This window comes from Arachnia sp. (assembly GCF_057238465.1).
The window spans coordinates 184,718-203,176 of sequence record NZ_DBHHFZ010000002.1 but is presented as its reverse complement, the minus strand read 5'-3'; the positions used below and the strand labels follow the sequence as shown (position 1 = coordinate 203,176).

The window sequence follows — 18,459 nt, the reverse complement described above, 5'->3', positions numbered from 1 at the left end:
CGTGCGAGCCCGGGATCGCTGCCATACAGTGGGCGGGTGCGTATCGAGACCATCCCAGTTTCCCCATGGACCGCCAACTGTTATCTAATCGCGGCCGACCCGGCCAGCAGCGGGTGCCTCGTCGTCGATCCGGGTGTGACGGGATCCGAACCGGTCTCCGCGGCCCTGGACCGGCTCGGCTGGTCCCCGGAGACCATCTTGTGCACGCACGGACACCTCGACCACGTCGGCGACGCCGCCACCCTGGCGGCCGTGTGGAATGTTCCCGTCCGGTGCGCGAAGGCCGACCAGGGGATGCTCTCCCGGCCCTCCGCGGGGCTGGGACCCGGGCTGGTGCCGCTGATCCGGCAGCTGATCGGCGAGGACGAGCTGGCTCTTCCGGAGGATCTCCGGGACCACGAGACCTTCCGGACCTCCTGCGGACTCGAGGTCAGACCCCACGCCGCCCCCGGGCACACCCCCGGATCCACGCTCCTGGAGGTCGGTGATGCGACCGGGAAGGTGCTGCTGACCGGGGACGTGATCTTCCGGGGCACCATCGGGCGCACCGACCTGCCCGGAGGGAACCTGGAGCAGATGCGCGCCACCCTGCGGGGAATCATCGAGGCCTTTCCCGACGAGACCGTGCTGCTGCCGGGTCATGGGGAACCCACCACCGTCGGGGCCGAGAAACTCCACAACCCCTACCTGCAAGCCGATTTCCTGAAGGACTGAGTCATGGCACGCCCCAAACCGATCTCTGGTTTCCCCGAATTCCTTCCCGCCGGGCGTCTGGTGGAGAATCAGGTGCTCGCCGCCATCACCTCCACCTTCGAACTCCACGGCTTCGCTCCCATCGAGACCCGGGCCGTCGAGCCCCTCGACCAGCTGTCCCGCAAAGGGGAGATCGACAAGGAGATCTACGTCGTCAGGCGCTTGCACGCCCAGGCCGAGGAGACGGACGAACTCGGCCTCCACTTCGACCTGACGGTGCCCTTCGCCCGCTACGTGCTGGAGAACTCCGGGCACCTGAACTTTCCCTTCCGCCGCTACCAGGTGCAGAAGGTCTGGCGTGGTGAACGCCCGCAGGAGGGGCGCTACCGGGAGTTCACCCAGGCCGATATCGACATCGTCGGTCGGGACCGGCTCGCGGACCACCACGATGCCGAGATCCCCCTGGTTGCCCTGGACGTCTTCGGGAGGTTGCACCGCGACCTGGGCCTGCCTCCGGTGAGCATCCGGGTCAACAACCGGAAACTCTCGGAGGGGTTCTACCGGGGCCTCGGGATCGAGGACACCGCAGCCGTGCTCCAGCGCGTCGACAAGTACGACAAGGTGGGGCCGGATGTGGTCGTCGAGTTGCTGACCGAGCAGGTGGGGCTGAGCGAATCCCAGGCCCGCGCCTGTGTCGCCCTGGCGGGGATCAGCGCCGACGACGAGTCCTTCGTCGATCAGGTGCGCTCCCTGGGTGTCACCCACGAGTTGCTGGACGAGGGCCTGGCGGATCTCGCATCGCTCATCCGGATCGCGCGCGGAACCGAACCGGGCCGGGTGGTGGCGGACCTCAGGATCGCGCGGGGACTCGACTACTACACGGGTACCGTCTACGAAACCCTGCTGCTGGGTTCGGAGAAGCTCGGTTCCGTGGCCTCGGGTGGCCGCTACGACTCCTTGGCCAGCGACGGGAAAACGACCTTCCCCGGGGTTGGATACTCCTTCGGCATCACCCGGATACTCGCCCCGCTCATCGGCAGGGGAGTGTTGACCGTGACCCGCAGCGTCCCCTCGGTGGTCCTGGTGGCCGTCGACTCGGAGGAGACCCGGGACCGGGCGATAGCCGTGGCGCGCAGGCTGAGGAAACGCGGCATCGCCTGCGAGGTGGCCCCGAAGGCGGACAAGTTCGGGCGCCAGATCCGGTTCGCCGAACGCAGGGGAATCCCGTTCGTCTGGTTCGGCGCGGATCTCGACGACTCGGTCAAGGACATCCGGTCGGGGGAGCAGCTGCCCGCCGACCCGGATGCCTGGCTGCCACCGGTCGAGGACGCCGCTCCGCGGGTGATCCGGGGCTGATCACCCGGAAACGGGACCGGAGGACCCGGGAAGGGAACACGACGTGGCGAACCTTCCCGGGTAGGATTCGTCGCTGGCGGGCTGCACCGTCCATGCAGCCGGAACTAGAGAGGAAACTGCATGTTGCGCACACACCACGCGGGTGAGCTGAGGGCCGCGAACGTGGGTCAAGAGGTGGTGCTCGCCGGCTGGGTGGCGAAGCGGCGTGATCACGGCGGTGTCGCGTTCATCGACCTGAGGGACACCTCCGGCATCGCCCAGGTGGTGGTCAGGGACGAGGTGCTGGACTCCTCCGGCGCACACGACCTGCGCAACGAGTTCTGCATCAAGGTCACCGGCGTGGTCGAGATCCGCCCCGAGGGCAACGCCAACCCGGACCTGCCGACGGGGGAGATCGAGGTCGCGATCTCCGAGCTGGAGGTGCTCAACCCTTCGGCGCCGCTGCCCTTCCAGATTGACGAACGCGTCACCGTCGGTGAGGAAGCACGTCTGAAACACCGCTACCTGGACCTGAGGCGGCCAGCACCGGCCGCCGCGCTCCGGCTGCGTTCCAAGGTGAACCAGGCTGCCCGGAAGGTGCTGGGGGAACGCGACTTCGTCGAGATCGAGACCCCCACCCTGACCCGTTCCACCCCGGAGGGGGCCCGTGACTTCCTGGTGCCGGCCCGGCTCAATCCCGGCTCCTGGTACGCGCTGCCGCAGAGCCCGCAGCTGTTCAAGCAGCTCCTGATGGTGGCGGGGATGGAACGCTACTACCAGATCGCCCGCTGCTACCGCGACGAGGACTTCCGCGCCGACCGGCAACCGGAGTTCACCCAGCTCGACATCGAGATGAGTTTCGTCGACCAGGAGGATGTGATCGAACTGGGGGAGGCCATTGTCAAGGAGATCTGGGCCATCAAGGGGATCGAACTGCAAACCCCCTTCCCGCGCCTGAGTTTCGCCGACGCCATGAACCGTTACGGCTCGGACAAACCGGATCTGCGTTTCGACCTGGAGCTGACGGAACTGACCGATGTCTTCTCCGAGACCCGGTTCCGCGTGTTCCAGGCTCCGTACGTGGGCGCGGTGGTCATGCCCGGCGGCGCTTCGCAACCGCGACGCCAGTTCGATGCCTGGCAGGAATGGGCGAAGCAGCGCGGCGCGAAGGGCCTGGCCTATGTCACCGTCTCCGAGTCGGGGGAACTGGGCGGGCCGGTGGCCAAGAACCTCTCCGATGCGGAACTGGCCGCGCTGCCGGAACGCACCGGGGCGAAACCCGGTGACTGCATCTTCTTCGCGGCCGGGGAACGCACCGCCTCCCAGAACCTCCTGGGTGCGGCCCGCGACGAGATCGCCCGTCGCTGCGGGTTGATCGAGGAGGGCTCCTGGAGTTTCCTGTGGGTGGTTGACGCGCCCCTGTTCAAACCCGCTTCCGAGGCCAAGGCGGAGGGTGATGTCGCCGTCGGCGAGGGGGCCTGGACCGCCGTGCACCACGCCTTCACCTCTCCCAGACCCGAATGGCTCGACAGCTTCGACGAACATCCGGGTGAGGCCACCGCCTACGCCTACGACCTGGTCTGCAACGGCAACGAGATCGGCGGTGGTTCCATCCGTATCCACCGCCGCGACGTGCAGGAGCGGGTGTTCAAGGTGATGGGCATCACGCAGGAACAGGCCCAGGAGAAGTTCGGTTTCCTGTTGGACGCGTTCGCCTTCGGCGCTCCGCCGCACGGCGGTATCGCCTTCGGGTGGGACCGGATCGTCGCCCTGCTCAGCGGCGCGGAGTCGATCCGCGAGGTCATCGCCTTCCCGAAGTCGGGTGGCGGTTATGATCCGCTGACCGCTGCGCCGGCCCCGATCACCGCCCAGCAGCGCAGGGAGGCCGGGGTCGATGCCAAACCGCGGAAGGAAAAAGCGGAATCGTGAGGTACGGCCGCTGACGAATCGGGTGTGTCGGCTGATGATGGTTCCGGTGGGCCGGGTGGATTCGCCTCGCCCACCGGGTCGAGTTCTTGAGACCCCGGCCTTCCACGTCGCTGCTGCATCACTTCCCGAAGGTCACCCGTATCGGCCTGCCGGGTTTTGTTGACTCGGTGCCGGAACTCGCCGAGGAACTGCCGTCCTCATCCGGGAGGAGCAGGTTCTTCACAGAAATTCCGAGAACAGCAACCCGGGCGGGCCCGGCACCGTTCTTCAGGGAGATTCCCCAGGCTCATTCAGCTGCTATCGGGGCTTTTGCCCTCCGCGGAGCTCCGGATGGATCCGACACTCGCGAGGATCACCAGCGCCATGGCGGCCAGTTCCAAGGCTCCGAGCTGTTCGCCCAGCAGCAGGAAGGCGACGAGCGCGGCGGCCGCCGGTTCAAGGCTCGTCAGGACTCCGAAGGTGGCCCGGGACATGCGTTGCAGGGCCCGCATCTCCAAGGGGAACGGGACGGCGGAACTGAGCAGACCAAGGACCACGCCCATGCCCCAGACACCCGGGTCCAGAGCCCAGGAGTACTCGCCCGAGGCGGCCGTGGCCAGGGTCACGGGAAGCAGCAGGATGGCCCCGATCCAGAATCCCACGGTCAACCCGGAGAAACCCTCCCAACGGGCACCCAGGGTGGGGGTGAGCAGGATGTAGGCGCCCCAGCAGGCCCCTGCCAGCAGAGCCAGAGCCACGCCCACGGGTTCCAGCGGGGCCGGGCTGATCCCGAGGAGAACCACCCCCAGGGCGGCGAGAGCCACCCAGATCAGGTCACGTCTGCGTTTGGAACCGAACGCGGCGACGGTCAACGGACCCAGGAACTCGAAGGTCACCGCCATTCCGACGGGAATGCGCTGGATCGACAGGTAGAAGATCGTACTCATGCCCGTGAGCGCAACCCCGTATCCCGCGGCCGAGAGCCACTGCTCCCGGCTGCGGCCGCGCAGGGTGGGGCGGAACACGATGCCCAGGATCACGGCGGCGAACAGGATGCGCAACCAGGCCGCCACCTGCGGTGGGGTCACGGCGAACAGTCCCTTGGCCAGGGAGGAACCGATCTGCACCGAGGTGGTTGCCATCAACACCAGCAGGACCGGGGGGAATCCTCGCCTCACAGCGCGAACTCGATTTGTCTCGGCCGGGCGATCAGCCACAGGCACAGCGCAGCGGCGGTGGCGCAGCAGAGCATCGCGATCGCCATCGGCGCAGCCGAGGTCAGTTCGAACTGACCGATGACGGGCCCCACCACGGCGGCGAGGGTCATGTTCAGGGCCCCCATCAAGGAAGCGGCCACCCCCGAGTCCGCGCGATGATTCTGCAGCGCCAGCACCTGGGCCGCGGGATTGCACGCCCCGAAGGTCAGGGTGTAGGCAAACATCGCCGGTATCAAGGGGATGTGGCCGCCGCGCATCGCGTCGAGCCCCAGCAACGCCGAGGCGGCGACGACCATTCCCGCGGTACCGACAACCAGCACCTTCTGCGGGCCGAAACGTGCAGCCAGGCGGCTTCCCAGCTGCACCCCGATGAAGACCCCCACGGAGCAGATGGCGAACACGACACCGAACTCGGTCTCGCGCAGCCCGAAGGTTTCCTGCAGCAGCAGGGACGAGGTGGAGATGTAGGAGAACAAACCGGCGAAGCAGCAGGAGGCGGTCAGCCAGATGCCGACGAACACCCTGTCGCCCAGCACCCGCCGGTAGGCGGCCCGGAGCGGTGCGAGACCACCCGCGGTGCGTTCACCGGGCGGGCGGGTCTCCACGATCAGGAACAGGATCAGCACCAGCAGAACGGCACCGTAGCTGGCCAGCGCCCAGAAAACCCCGCGCCAGTTCATGACCGTGACCATCCAAGAACCCACCAGAGGAGCAATGATGGGGGCCAGTCCGTTGATGAGCGCCAGCCGGGAGAGCATCACAACCAGCCGCCTCCCCGCGAACAGGTCCCGGGTCATTGCCATCGACACCACGGCCCCGCCCGCCGCCCCGATCCCCTGGAGAACCCGCATGGTGGTCAGGAAAACGACGTTGGGTGCCACCGCCACGAGCACCGACGAGGTCACGTGCAGGCTGGCCGCCACGATCAACGGGAGCCGGCGTCCCAGCCGGTCGCTCAGGGGCCCGACCACGAACTGCCCGAGAGCGAACCCCAGGGTGGTGGCCGAGAGGGTCACCTGAACCTGGGAATCGGTGATCGCCAGGTCGGCCTTGAGGGTTGGAAAGGTGGGCAGGTACAGGTCTATGGTGAACGGGCCGAGCCCGGTCAACAGGCCGAGGGTGACGATGGTCGCCACCCTCCGGCGCACACTGAACCGGTCCCCGAGTGGTTGTGGCATTCGAACTCCGCGGATGCAGGGACGTCAAGAGCAAACAAATGATACGGCAGGAGCCCGGAATCTCCCGCTACTGTAATTCGTGTGAGTCCTGACCTGTTCGGCAACCCCGACCCCGTGCCCACCGGGGCGGGCGGTTCCTTGGGGAACGCCCGCGGCGAGGGGGCGCCGTTGGCCGTCAGGATGCGTCCCGCGAACCTGGATGAACTCGTCGGGCAGCAGCACCTGCTCGGCCCGGGTGCGCCACTTCGCCGGTTGGTCGCGGGACAGCCGATGAGTGTCTTCCTGTGGGGGCCACCGGGAGTCGGCAAGACCACCTTGGCATCCATCGTCTCCAGGGCATCCGGGGCCCGGTTCGTCGAACTCTCGGCGGTGACCGCGGGGGTCAGGGAACTGCGCGCCGAACTCGATGCGGCCAGGCGGGAGCTGGAACGGGGTATCTCGACCGTACTGTTCATCGACGAGGTGCACCGCTTCTCCAAGACCCAGCAGGACGCGCTGCTGCCCGCGGTGGAGAACCGGATCGTCACCCTGATCGCGGCGACCACGGAGAACCCCAGCTTTTCCGTGATCTCCCCTCTGCTGTCGCGTTCGCTGCTGCTGCGACTCAAACCCCTGACCGACACCGACATCGCGGCCCTGGTCTCCCGCGCGCTGGTCGACGAACGGGGCCTGGCGGGCGCCATCTCCCTGGCCGATGCGGCCCGGGACGACCTGGTGCGCCTGGCAGGCGGGGACGCCCGCCGCGCGTTGACCTACCTGGAGGAGGCGGCGGCCTCCGCTGAGGCGCTCGGGCTGGGGGAGATCACCCCCGAGGTGCTCGCCCACGCCGTGGACCGGGCCGCCGTGCGCTACGACCGGGACGGCGACCAGCACTACGACGTGATCTCCGCCTTCATCAAATCCGTGCGCGGCTCCGACGTGGATGCGGCCCTGCACTACCTGGCGCGGATGCTGGAGGCGGGGGAGGACCCGCGATTCATCGCGCGCCGTCTGATGATCTCGGCCAGCGAGGACATCGGCATGGCCGCCTCCGGGGTGCTGGGCACCTGCGTCGCGGCGGCCCAGGCGGTGCAGCTGCTGGGGATGCCGGAGGCCCGCATCACCCTCGCCCACGCCACCGTGGCCGCAGCCACCGCCCCGAAGTCCAACGCCGCCTACATGGCTCTGGAGAAAGCCGTCGCCGATGTGCGCGCGGGCAGGGGAGGGGCGGTTCCGGCTCACCTCAGGGATGCCCACTACGCCGGGGCCAAGGCCCTCGGGCACGGTGAGGGGTACGTCTATCCCCACGACCTGCCCTCCGGGGTGGCGGCCCAGCAGTACCTTCCCGACGACCTCGCGGGGGCCAGCTACTACCAGCCGACCGGCCACGGGGCGGAGGCGGCCATCTCCGAGCGCATGGCGGCGGTTCGAAAGTTGCTGGGCCGTTGAGGACACGGGTCGGCTAGAGTTACGGCGATACTTCGATTCAAGGAGGCGACCTCAAATGTCCGTCGGTGAGCTGGCAGGTTTGCTCGCAGCCATTGCTCTCTGCGTCCTCGTGGCCCTGGCGGCCGTCCCTCTGATCAAGGCCGGCCGAGCTCTCGACGAGGTCCGCATCGCGGTGCGTGACCTCGGACACAATTCAGTTCCCGTCCTGATGGAGCTGAAGAGCACCGTCGAGAGCACCAATGCCGAACTGGAGAAACTTTCCCTGGTCACCGACGACGTGGCCCGCGTCTCCGGACACGCCACCGTGGTCAGCGAACACGCCGCCAACCTGTCGCAGTTGTTCGCGGCCACCCTGGGCGGCCCTCTGGTTCGCGGCGCGGCGATCGTCCACGGTCTGCGGACCGCTTTGAAGGGACGCAAGAAGTGAGGCGCCTGTTCTGGGTCCTGGTCGGCGCCGCCGTGGCCGTGGTGCTGGTGCTCCGCGGCCGCAAATGGCTGCACCAGTTCACCCCGAAGGGGGTGGCCGAACGCGTGGAGGCCTCCGGGCAGCAGGCCGTGAACAAATTCAGCGAGTTCCGCGCCACCTTCACCACCGCGATGCGGGAGAAGGAAGCCGAGCTCCGCGAGGAACTCGACATGCCCCGGAAGGCCTGAAAACCATCAACTCCAAGGAAAACCCACCAATGAAAACCTCCGAGATCCGGAGCCGGTTCATCGACTTCTTCGCGCGCCACGACCACACCATCGTGCCGAGCGCATCGCTTCTCTACAACGACCCCACCCTGTTGTTCGTCAACGCCGGGATGGTGCCCTTCAAACCCTATTTCATGGGGGAGGAACCCACCCCTTACCGCCGCGCGGTCTCGGTTCAGAAGTGTGTGCGCACCCTGGACATAGACGATGTGGGCAGGACCACCCGGCACGGCACGTTCTTCCAGATGATGGGGAACTTCGCATTCGGCGACTACTTCAAGGAAGGCGCCATCAACTACGCCTGGGAACTGATCACCACCGAGATCCACAACGGTGGTCTCGGTTTTCGGCCCGACCAGGTGTGGGTGACCGCACTGCACGGCGACGAGGAGACCATAGCCCTGTGGCAGAAGGCCGGGATCCCGCGCGACCGCATCCAGGAGCGTGGTTGCAAGGACAACTACTGGCACATGGGGGTGCCCGGCCCGGGTGGTCCCTGCTCCGAGATCTACATAGACCGCGGACCCGAGTTCGGTCCCGACGGCGGGCCGGAGGCCGACGAGGACCGTTTCCTGGAGATCTGGAACCTGGTCTTCCAGCAGGAGGAGATCACCAACGTCACCGCCAAGGACAAATTCGACGTGGTCAAACCCCTGGCCACGCAGAACATTGACACCGGCAGCGGCCTGGAACGCATCGCCTACCTGCTCCAGGGCGTGGCGAACATGTACGAGACGGACGAGGTCTACCCGGTCATCGCGAAGGTGGCGGAACTCTCGGGACGCAGATACGGGGCCGACCCGGATGACGACGTGCGGTTCCGGGTGGTGGCCGACCACATACGTTCCTCGCTGATGCTGATGACCGATGGCGTCACCCCCGGCAACGAGGCCCGCGGCTATGTCCTGCGGCGCCTGCTCCGCCGCTCCATCCGAGCCATGCGGCTGCTGGGAGTTGACGCCCCGGTTCTCGGTGAGCTGCTGCCCGTCAGCCGGGACGTGATGAGCGTCTCCTACCCGGAGATCAACGACTCCTGGGCGAGGATCGCCGAGATCAGCGAACACGAGGAGACCTCGTTCCGGCGCACGCTGTCCGCCGGAACGCAGATCTTCGATCTCGCGGTGGGACGCGCCAGGCAGACCGGGGCGAAGGAACTGCCCGGCGACGAGGCGTTCCAGCTGCACGACACCTACGGTTTCCCGATCGACCTGACCCTCGAGATGGCCGCCGAGGCGGGGCTCGGGGTGGATCGTGCCCGGTTCACCGAACTGATGCGCCAGCAGAAGGAACGGGCCCGCGCCGACGCGAAGGCCAAGAAGGGCGGGGCCACCAGCCTCGAGGCCTACAAGGAGATTCGAGAGGGCCACGAAACCCCCTTCGTCGGATACCGGGAACTCGAACACGAGACGAAGGTGATCGGCATCGTCTCCGACGGCCGGGTGGTCACCTCCGCCGGCGACGGGCAGGTCGTCGAACTGGTGCTGGCCGAAACCCCCTTCTACGCCGAATCCGGTGGTCAGGACTCCGATGCGGGACGGATCACCGGCGACGGCTGGTCCGCCGAGGTGCTCGACGTCCAGCGTCCGGTTCCGGGCCTGGTCGTGCACCGGGTGCAGCTGCTAGGCGAGCTCGGCGAGGGGGCGGTGGCGCACGCCGCCGTGGACCCTGCGGCCAGGCACGCCGCATCGCAGGCCCACACCGCCACCCACATCGTTCACGCCGCGCTGCGGGAGCTGGTGGGCCAGACCGCCACCCAGGCCGGTTCCTACAACAAACCGGGCTACCTGCGTTTCGACTACTCGGCGACCCACGGCATGAGCGAGGCCCTGAGACTGGAGGTCGAGCAACGCGCCAACCAGGCGATCCGGGATTCCTTCGACGTGACCGCCAGCCAGATGAAACTGGAGGACGCCAGGGCCATGGGGGCAGTGGCCATGTTCGGCGAGAAATACCCGTCGATCGTGCGCGTGGTGGAGCTCGCGGGCCCTTGGTCCAGGGAACTGTGCGGCGGCACCCACGTCGCCAACACCGCCCAGATCGGGGTGCTGAACCTGCTCAGCGAATCCTCCATCGGATCCGGGGTGCGCCGCGTGGAGGCCCTCGTCGCTCAGGACGCGTTCGAACGTTTCGCCGCCGAACGGGCCCTCGTCGCCACCCTCACCGACAGCCTCCGAGTGCAGCCGGAGCAGCTCGCGGAACGGGTGGAGAAACTGCTCGGCCAGTTGAAGTCGGCGGAGAAACAGATCGCCGCGCTCCAGGCGGAGAAGCTGCTGGCCCGCTCCGGCGAACTCGCCGCAGCGGCGCGCCCGGTCGGCAACGTCAGGCTGGTGGCCGAGTCCCTGCCCGGCATCGCCGGCGGCGACCTGCGTACCCTCGCCCTCGACATCCGGGAACGGCTGGGAACGGAACCCGCGGTCGTGGCGCTGTTCGGCGGCGGGGACGGGAAGGCGGCCGGTGTGGTGGCCACCAACGCGGCGGCCCGCGAACTGGGCATCCGTGCCGGCCAGCTGATCTCCGCGGCCTGCCGCGCCATGGGCGGCAAGGGGGGCGGCAAGGACGATCTCGCCCAGGGCGGTGGTTCCGATCCGGCGGCGGCCCCGCAGGCGATCTCCGCAGTCGAGGCGATGTTGACTGATCGTGGCTGAGCTGGGACGCCTCGGGATCGACTGGGGCAAGGCGAGGATAGGCGTCGCGGCCAGCAATCCGCGCACCTCGTTCGCCTACCCCGTCGAAACGGTTCGCGCGAACGGTTCGGAAATGAAACGGCTCAGGGAACTGATCGAGGAGTACGAACCCGAGGTGGTCTACGTCGGGTTGCCCCTGACCTTGTCGGGGGAGCGTTCCTTCGCGGCATTGTTCGTGGTCGAGAGGGCTTCCCTGCTCGCAGCGGCGGTACCGGGAGTTCCGATCAGGCTGGTCGACGAGCGGATGAGCACGGCAGGGGCGTCACGTAATCTTGGGGGAGCGGGCCGCAACTCCCGGCAGCAACGGCGGATCATAGATCAGGCCGCTGCCGTGGAGATCCTGCAGCGCGCACTGGACCTGGAAACGGCCTCCGGTCGGCTGGCCGGGGAACCACTGGAACAGGAGGATCTGTGAGTCCCACTTTCGTCGACAACGACGGTCAACCGGACTGGCGCAAAATCGGGTATCACGCCCGCAGCGCGTTCGCGGTTCTGCTGTCGGCCGTGGTGTTGTTCGGAGGCGGCTGGTTCGTCGTCCACAAGGCCCACGAGGCCTGGGTCTCCTGGCGGACCGAGAGCGACTACATCGGTGATGGCAAGGACGAGGTGGTCGTGGTGATCCCGAAGGACGCCACCGTCACGCAGATCGGCGACGTGCTCGTGGAAAGCGGCGTCATCAAATCCACCCGCACCTTCCGCTCGGTGGTCGGGCGCCAGACGGGATCGGACTCCAAGCTCCAGGCGGGGCGTTTCCGGCTGCGCAGCGAGATTCCGGCCGAAACCGCTCTGAAGATGCTGCTTGACCCGGCCAACAGGGTGGCCCTGAAGGTGACTCTCCCCGAGGGACGGGTCCAGGCGCAGCAGTGGGAGATCCTGGCCAAGGAACTGGGGCTCACCGAGGAGCAGCTGACCGAGGCGTCGAAGTCCAGCGAACTGAAGCTGCCCGACTGGGCAGGTGGTGACGGAAAACTGGAGGGATTCCTCTTCCCGGAAACCTACGAGGTGGCCGAGCCGGTGACCGCGCTCGGAGTCCTGAAACAGCAGGTGGAGCAGTTCAGCAAGGTGACGGGCGCCATCAGTCTGGAGGCCCGCGCCAAGGACATCGGCAGAAGCCCGTACGAGGTCCTGATCGTCGCATCCATCGTGGAGAAGGAGGCGGCACGCGCGGAGGACAGACCCAGGATTGCGCAGGTGGCCTACAACCGGTTGGCGAAGAACATGCCCCTGCAGTTCGACTCCACGGTGCACTACGCGATCGGGGAGTTCAACCGCGTCACGACGACCCCGGAGAACCGGGCCACGGATTCGCCCTACAACACCTACAAGGTCAAGGGCCTGCCCCCAACACCGATATCGAACCCGGGACAGGCCGCCATCGAGTCCGCCCTGGCGCCGAGCGGCGAGGAATCCCTGTTCTTCACCACCGTCGACCTGGACACCGGCGAGACCAGGTACTCGAATGACGAGGCAGGTCACGCGGAGAACGTGAAACTGTTCCAGCAGTGGTGCCAGTCACATCAGGGGCGTTGCGTCTGATGCGCTGTGCCGTCATCGGGGATCCGGTTGAGCATTCGTTGTCCCCGGCGATCCATCGCGCGGGCTACCGGACCAATGGCCTCGACTGGAGCTATGAGGCGATTCGGGTCGCTCCCGGAACGCTGCCGGAGTTCGTCGCATCCCTGACGGATCCCGGATGGGTCGGGCTGAGCGTCACGGCACCCCACAAGAAGGACCTGCTCGGGCTGGGCGAACCGGACTCGATCTCCCTCATGGTCCAAGGGGGCAACACGATTCTCCTGGGCGACGAACCCCGTGTGTACAACACCGACGTGCCGGGGTTCATCAAGGCTTGGCGGAATCGTGGTCTGGAGGGCATTTCCACGGCGGTCATCGTCGGCAACGGCGCCACCGCGCGTTCCCTGCTGGTCGCGTTGTCGGGTCTGTCGGTTCGGGAAGTCACGGTGCTGGCCCGTGTGCCATCCCGGGCCGCGGCGCTGTGTGAGCTGGGAATCGCCCTCGGGATCGACATCACCGCGCAGCCGATGGACGCCTCGTTCCGCGACGTCGATCTGCTGGCCAGCACCGTTCCGACCTCCGCGACAAAGAAGTGGGCCGGTGTCTGGGCCGAACGGGCCGAGGTGCTGTTCGACGCCGTCTACGATCCCTGGCCCACACCCCTGGCCAGTGCTGCCGACCCCGATCAGCCGGTGATCACGGGGCTGGAGCTGCTTGCCGGGCAGGCCGTGGACCAGTTCCGGCTCCTGACGGGATGCGAGCTGGGCTTCCAGGAAGCTCTGTCCGCCGCCACGGCCGAACTCGAAGCCCGTCGGCGCAGCTGACACAATTGCCCCCATGCTGCGTTACCTCACGGCCGGGGAATCACACGGCCAGGCCCTGATAGCGACGATGGAGGGCATCCCGGCCCATGTTCGCGTGGGAGAACCCGAGATCTCAGCCGCCCTGGCCAGGAGGCGGCTCGGGGCCGGGCGCGGGGCACGCATGAAATTCGAGGCGGACGCGGTGACCCTGCTGGGCGGATTCCGGCACGGTGAAACCCTCGGCTCACCGGTCGCCGTCATGATCGGGAACACGGAATGGCCCAAGTGGGAGACCGTCATGGCGCCCGGTGAGGTGGATGCCGAACGGCTCGCCATCCAGGCCCGAAACACCCCTCTCACCCGACCCAGACCCGGCCACGCCGACCTGGCCGGGATGCAGAAATACGTCTTCCCCGAGGCACGGCCCATCCTGGAACGCGCCTCGGCCCGTGAAACCGCGGCGCGGGTGGCGCTTGGCGCGGTGGCCGCGGCCTTCCTCGACCAGGCGCTGGAGGTCAGCATCGTCAGCCATGTCGTCGAACTCGGCGGGGTTCGCGCGAGACGCACCGATCTGCCCGGGGCCGCGGACCTCGCGGCCATCGACGCCGACCCCACCCGCTGCTTCGACACGGATGCGGCGGTGGCCATGGCTGCGGAGGTGGAGGAGTGCCGCAAGGCGGGAGACACCCTCGGCGGGGTGGTCGAGGTGGTCGTGTGGGGTCTGCCCCCCGGTCTCGGTTCCCACATCCAGGGGGATCGCCGCCTCGATTCCCGGCTCGCCGGGGCCCTGATGGGCATCCAGGCCATCAAGGGGGTGGAGTTCGGTGACGGTTTCGAGCTGGCCAGGCGCCGCGGCTCGGCAGCACACGACGAGATCCTCCCCACCGGCGAAGGAATCGCACGAGCCACCCACAACGCAGGAGGTGTGGAGGGCGGCATGTCCACCGGCGAGGTGCTCCGGGTGCGTGCCGCGATGAAACCGATAGCCACCGTCCCCCGGGCGCTGCGCACCGTGGACGTCTCGACGGGGCAACCCGCGGTGGCCCATCACCAGCGCTCCGACGTGTGTGCGGTACCGGCGGCCGGGGTGGTGGCCGAGGCCGTCACCGCACTGGTGCTGGCGGAACTGGCCCTCGAGAAGTTCGGCGGCGACTCCGTCGCGGAGACCCGCCGCAACCGGGATGCCTACCTCGCCGATGTCGCTGCCCGCGGCCTGGGGGTGCGGCGGTGAGCATCGTGCTCGTCGGCGCCCCCGGAGCGGGAAAGAGCACGGTCGGGGCGGAACTCGCAGGCCTGCTCGGGAAGTCCTTCGTCGACGTGGATGCCCGGATCGAGGAGGTGGTGGGCAAACCCGTCGCCGAGATCTTCGCGGATGACGGTGAGGCCCGTTTCCGTGCCCTGGAGGAATCGGCCACCCTCGAGCTGCTGGAGACCGGGGAGGTCGTGAGCCTGGGTGGGGGAGCGGTCATGAACCCCCGGATCCGCGATGCCCTGGCGGGGCACGACGTCATCTGGCTGGAGGTTTCCATCCAGCAGGCCGCCCGCCGCATCGGGCTCAACACCGCGCGGCCGCTGTCGCTCGGCAACATCCGGGGAAGGCTGATAGAGCTGCTCCGGGAACGCACCCCCGTCTACGAGGCGGTTTCAACCACCCGCGTCAACACCGACCGGCGTGACCCCGAGGAGATCGCCGCGGAACTCGCCGAGACCAGGAGACAGCCGTGATCGTGCCGGTGAACAGCCGCGTCGCCCCCTACCAGGTGCACATCGCCCCCGGCGCGCTGGAACGACTCGGTGAATCGCTCGGCGATGCCGCTCGGGTGGCGGTGATCGTTCCCGAGCCCCTGAAGGTCCTCGCTGAACGGGTCCGGAGACGCTGCCCGGACCGACGGGTGACCACGATCACCGTTCCCGACGCCGAGGCCGCCAAAACCCCCGCGGTGCTGGCGAGGTGCTGGGACGAGCTGGCCGCGGCCGGGTTCACGCGCAGTGACCTGGTGGTCGGGTTGGGTGGTGGCACCGCCACCGACCTCGCGGGTTTCGTTGCCGCCAGCTGGCTTCGTGGGGTTGGTTTCATCAGCGTCCCGACCACCGTGCTCGGCATGGTCGATGCGGCCGTCGGGGGGAAGACCGGCATCAACCTGGCGGCGGGAAAGAACCTGGTCGGCGCCTTCCACGAGCCACGGACCGTGATCTGCGACCTCGACCTGCTGCGGGAACTACCCGGCGCGGAGGTGGCATCCGGGCTGGCGGAGGTGGTCAAGTGCGGTTTCATCTCGGATGCCGAGATCCTGCGGCTGGTGGATTCCGATCTTCGTGGCGCCCTGGACGTCACCACGGAGACCTTCGCGGAACTCGTGGGCCGTGCCGTCGCGGTGAAGGCCGGGGTGGTGGCCACGGACCTGACCGAACGCACCTCCCGCGGGGGGATCGTCGGCAGGGAGGCCCTGAACTACGGGCACACGATGGGGCATGCCATCGAGGCGCAAGAGAGGTTCCGGTTGCGCCACGGCCAGGCCATTTCCATCGGCATGGTCTGGATCGCGGAGGTCAGCCGGCGGTTGCTGGGGCTGGATGCCGCCCTGGCCGCTGATCATTCCCGGCTGCTCGGCGCGCTCGGCCTGCCCGTCACCCACGACCCGGAAGCCTGGCCCGGGCTTCGTCGTCTCATGAGCCTGGACAAGAAGTCCCGCGGCGACGACCTGCGCCTGGTGGGACTCGCCGCCCAGGGGCGGCCGGTGATCCTGGAAAACCCGGATGAGAGCGAACTCGCCGAGTCCTATGCCGTGGTTTCCGGGCGGGGGTAGGGCTCGGGTAAGATTCCGCGACGGCCCGTGCAAACAGAGTCGGAAAGGCGACAGGCGTGGTATCCACCAATGATCTCAAGAACGGAATGGTGCTCGACCTGAACGGTGAGCTGTGGCAGGTGCAGTGGTTCCAGCACCACAAGCCGGGCAAGGGCAACACCGTCGTGCGATCGAAACTGAAGCACGTGCTCTCGGGCAAGATCATCGACAAGACCTTCAACTCCGACACGAAGGTGGACACCGCAACCATCGACCGCCGGGACATGCAGTACCTCTATCTCGACGGTGAGGACTACGTGTTCATGGACAACACCACCTACGACCAGGTCCACATCTCCGCCGATGTGGTGGGTGAGGCCCGCTTCTACCTGCTCGACAACCAGTCCGCTACCGTGGCCATGCACGAGGGTATTCCCCTTTTCATCGAACTGCCCGCCAGCGTGGAACTCGAGATCACCTACACCGAACCCGGCCTGCAGGGGGATCGGTCCACCGGAGGCACCAAACCCGCCACCCTGGAAACCGGCAAGGAGATCCAGGTTCCCCTGTTCATCACCACGGGCGAGAAGATCAAGGTCGACACCCGCGACGGGTCCTACATCTCCCGGGTGAATGGCTGAGACAGTCCGCTACGGCACCCAGACGAAGGCTCGGCGAGTCGCTCTCGACATCCTTTACGCCGCCGAGCTGCGAGGCCGGGGCATCGTCGAGACGTTCATCGAGGCCAGGGACCTGACCGCGATCACCGTGCGTGAACTGACCACGAGGATCGTTCACGGCGTGGCCGAACACCAGGATGAGATCGATGCGCGCATCTCGGCCGCTCTCGACAAATCCTGGACCCTGGAACGCATGCCCGCCGTCGACCGCAACCTGGCGAGGATCGCGGTCTTCGAGATGGATCACACCGACACCCCCGGGCCCGTCATCATCGCCGAGGCGGTGCGGCTGGCGCAGGAACTGTCCACCGACGGTTCACCCGGCTTCCTCAACGGCCTGCTCAGCAAGGCCCTGTCAATCAAAGAAACAAACTCCTGACCCCTGATTTGGAGCGATCATGAATTCCCTTCCCGCGCTGCTGGTTCTAGAGGATGGGCGTTCATTCCTTGGAAGATCCTTCGGCGCGGAGGGGGAGACCTTCGGGGAGTTGGTCTTCTCCACCGGGATGTCCGGCTACCAGGAAACCCTGACCGATCCCTCCTACCGGGGCCAGGTGGTGCTGGCCACCGCCCCGCACATCGGGAACACGGGCTGGAACGACGAGGACGACGAATCGGCCCGGATCCAGGTTGCGGGTTACGTGGTGCGCGACCCGGCACCCCGGCCGTCGAACTGGCGCAGCCGCAGAAGCCTCGACGCGGAGCTCGCGAACCAGGGAATCGTCGGGATCCGTGACATCGACACCCGGGCCCTGACCCGGCACATCCGCTCTCTGGGGGCGATGCGGGTCGGGATCTCGACCCGCGAACTGAACCCGGACAGGCTGCGCGCCAAGGTACTGGAGCAGCCCGTGATGGCGGGCGCCGACCTGTGCGGTGAGGTTTCCACACCCGAGGCCAGGATCGTTCCCGCGGTGGGGGAGCGGCGTTTCACCGTGGCGGCCGTGGACCTCGGTATCAAGAGCATGACACCTGCGCAGATGGCGGCCCGCGGCATGGAGGTGCACATCCTGCCCGCGTTGACGAGCTTCGAGGAGATCTCCGCTCTGGAACCCGACGGGGTTTTCTTCTCCAACGGTCCCGGCGACCCGGCCACGGCCGACGGCCCGGTGGCCGTGCTGAGGCAGGTGCTCGCCGCGGGCATCCCGTACTTCGGGATCTGCTTCGGCAACCAGCTGTTCGGGCGCGCCCTCGGGTTCGGCACCTACAAGCTGAAGTTCGGTCACCGGGGCATCAACCAGCCGGTGTTGGACCGCACCACCGGGAAGGTCGAGATCACCTCGCAGAACCACGGGTTCGCCGTCGATGCCCCCCTGGACCGGGTGGTGGACACCGAGTTCGGGCAGGCCAGTGTCTCCCACACGGGCCTCAACGACGACGTCGTCGAGGGTCTCGAACTGCACCGGGACGGGAAACTGGTTGCATTCTCCGTCCAGTACCACCCGGAGGCCGCGGCAGGGCCGCACGACGCCAACCACCTCTTCGACCGCTTCGCCGACCTCATGAGGAGCAGGGATGCGCGCTGAGCGGCACGAGAAC

At 67.5% G+C, this 18,459-nt stretch carries 18 protein-coding genes; 16 read left to right on the top strand and 2 right to left on the bottom strand.

The window, feature by feature from the left end:
• The first annotated feature begins 36 nt into the window (after window positions 1-36).
• The 3 genes from ACO6D6_RS03185 (at window position 37) to aspS (ending at window position 3,957) form a co-directional block, all read left to right on the top strand.
• On the top strand, window positions 37-714 hold the full coding sequence (locus tag ACO6D6_RS03185) for an MBL fold metallo-hydrolase (protein WP_484783173.1): 678 nt from the start codon (window positions 37-39) through the stop codon (window positions 712-714).
• A 3-nt stretch (window positions 715-717) separates the two neighbouring features.
• Window positions 718-2,049, top strand: coding sequence for a histidine--tRNA ligase (gene hisS, locus ACO6D6_RS03180; RefSeq protein ID WP_484783171.1), 1,332 nt, complete (start codon window positions 718-720; stop codon window positions 2,047-2,049).
• A gap of 120 nt (window positions 2,050-2,169) precedes the next feature.
• Window positions 2,170-3,957 carry an aspartate--tRNA ligase gene (aspS, locus tag ACO6D6_RS03175; protein ID WP_484783170.1) on the top strand — a complete coding sequence of 596 codons (1,788 nt, stop codon included), beginning with the start codon at window positions 2,170-2,172 and terminating at the stop codon, window positions 3,955-3,957.
• 290 nt (window positions 3,958-4,247) lie between these two features.
• Here the strand turns inward: aspS and ACO6D6_RS03170 are convergent, their stop codons facing one another.
• Together ACO6D6_RS03170 and ACO6D6_RS03165 are read right to left on the bottom strand one after the other, a co-directional pair.
• Entirely contained in the window at window positions 4,248-5,114 is an 867-nt protein-coding gene (locus ACO6D6_RS03170; RefSeq protein WP_484783169.1) for an EamA family transporter, read from the bottom strand.
• Window positions 5,111-6,331 carry a multidrug effflux MFS transporter gene (locus tag ACO6D6_RS03165; protein ID WP_484783167.1) on the bottom strand — a complete coding sequence of 407 codons (1,221 nt, stop codon included), beginning with the start codon at window positions 6,329-6,331 and terminating at the stop codon, window positions 5,111-5,113. Before ACO6D6_RS03165 ends, ACO6D6_RS03170 begins: the two co-directional genes overlap by 4 nt.
• An 81-nt stretch (window positions 6,332-6,412) precedes the next feature.
• Between ACO6D6_RS03165 and ACO6D6_RS03160 the strand changes: the two genes are divergently transcribed.
• From ACO6D6_RS03160 to carA, 13 genes are read left to right on the top strand one after another with little or no spacing between them, the layout of a single operon-like run.
• Window positions 6,413-7,759 carry a replication-associated recombination protein A gene (locus ACO6D6_RS03160; RefSeq protein ID WP_484783165.1) on the top strand — a complete coding sequence of 449 codons (1,347 nt, stop codon included), beginning with the start codon at window positions 6,413-6,415 and terminating at the stop codon, window positions 7,757-7,759.
• Between the two features lie 55 nt (window positions 7,760-7,814).
• Entirely contained in the window at window positions 7,815-8,186 is a 372-nt protein-coding gene (locus ACO6D6_RS03155) for a DUF948 domain-containing protein (RefSeq protein WP_484783164.1), read from the top strand.
• The gene (locus tag ACO6D6_RS03150; RefSeq protein ID WP_484783162.1) at window positions 8,183-8,413 is read left to right on the top strand and encodes a hypothetical protein; all 231 of its coding nucleotides are present in this window, start codon (window positions 8,183-8,185) and stop codon (window positions 8,411-8,413) included. The genes ACO6D6_RS03155 and ACO6D6_RS03150 overlap by 4 nt, the downstream gene beginning before the upstream one ends.
• A 29-nt stretch (window positions 8,414-8,442) precedes the next feature.
• A complete protein-coding gene (gene alaS, locus ACO6D6_RS03145) occupies window positions 8,443-11,097 on the top strand; it encodes an alanine--tRNA ligase (RefSeq protein WP_484783160.1) in 2,655 nt (884 codons plus the stop codon).
• Window positions 11,090-11,551, top strand: coding sequence for a Holliday junction resolvase RuvX (gene ruvX / locus ACO6D6_RS03140; RefSeq protein ID WP_484783159.1), 462 nt, complete (start codon window positions 11,090-11,092; stop codon window positions 11,549-11,551). The genes alaS and ruvX overlap by 8 nt, the downstream gene beginning before the upstream one ends.
• A complete protein-coding gene (gene mltG, locus ACO6D6_RS03135; RefSeq protein WP_484783158.1) occupies window positions 11,548-12,672 on the top strand; it encodes an endolytic transglycosylase MltG in 1,125 nt (374 codons plus the stop codon). Before ruvX ends, mltG begins: the two co-directional genes overlap by 4 nt.
• Window positions 12,642-13,475, top strand: coding sequence for a shikimate dehydrogenase family protein (locus ACO6D6_RS03130; protein ID WP_484783156.1), 834 nt, complete (start codon window positions 12,642-12,644; stop codon window positions 13,473-13,475). Before mltG ends, ACO6D6_RS03130 begins: the two co-directional genes overlap by 31 nt.
• A gap of 13 nt (window positions 13,476-13,488) precedes the next feature.
• On the top strand, window positions 13,489-14,685 hold the full coding sequence (aroC, locus tag ACO6D6_RS03125; protein ID WP_484783154.1) for a chorismate synthase: 1,197 nt from the start codon (window positions 13,489-13,491) through the stop codon (window positions 14,683-14,685).
• Window positions 14,682-15,179: a shikimate kinase gene (locus tag ACO6D6_RS03120; RefSeq protein ID WP_484783153.1), complete on the top strand. Its 498-nt coding sequence runs from the start codon at window positions 14,682-14,684 to the stop codon at window positions 15,177-15,179. The genes aroC and ACO6D6_RS03120 overlap by 4 nt, the downstream gene beginning before the upstream one ends.
• Window positions 15,176-16,261, top strand: coding sequence for a 3-dehydroquinate synthase (gene aroB, locus ACO6D6_RS03115; protein ID WP_484783151.1), 1,086 nt, complete (start codon window positions 15,176-15,178; stop codon window positions 16,259-16,261). Before ACO6D6_RS03120 ends, aroB begins: the two co-directional genes overlap by 4 nt.
• Before the next feature lie 56 nt (window positions 16,262-16,317).
• Window positions 16,318-16,881, top strand: a complete 564-nt coding sequence (efp, locus tag ACO6D6_RS03110; protein ID WP_014846648.1) for an elongation factor P — start codon at window positions 16,318-16,320, stop codon at window positions 16,879-16,881.
• Window positions 16,874-17,299, top strand: a complete 426-nt coding sequence (nusB, locus tag ACO6D6_RS03105; protein WP_484783150.1) for a transcription antitermination factor NusB — start codon at window positions 16,874-16,876, stop codon at window positions 17,297-17,299. The genes efp and nusB overlap by 8 nt, the downstream gene beginning before the upstream one ends.
• A gap of 19 nt (window positions 17,300-17,318) precedes the next feature.
• Window positions 17,319-18,446 (top strand): glutamine-hydrolyzing carbamoyl-phosphate synthase small subunit, encoded by a 1,128-nt coding sequence (gene carA, locus ACO6D6_RS03100; protein WP_484783149.1) that lies wholly within the window; start codon window positions 17,319-17,321, stop codon window positions 18,444-18,446.
• Window positions 18,447-18,459 lie beyond the last annotated feature (13 nt).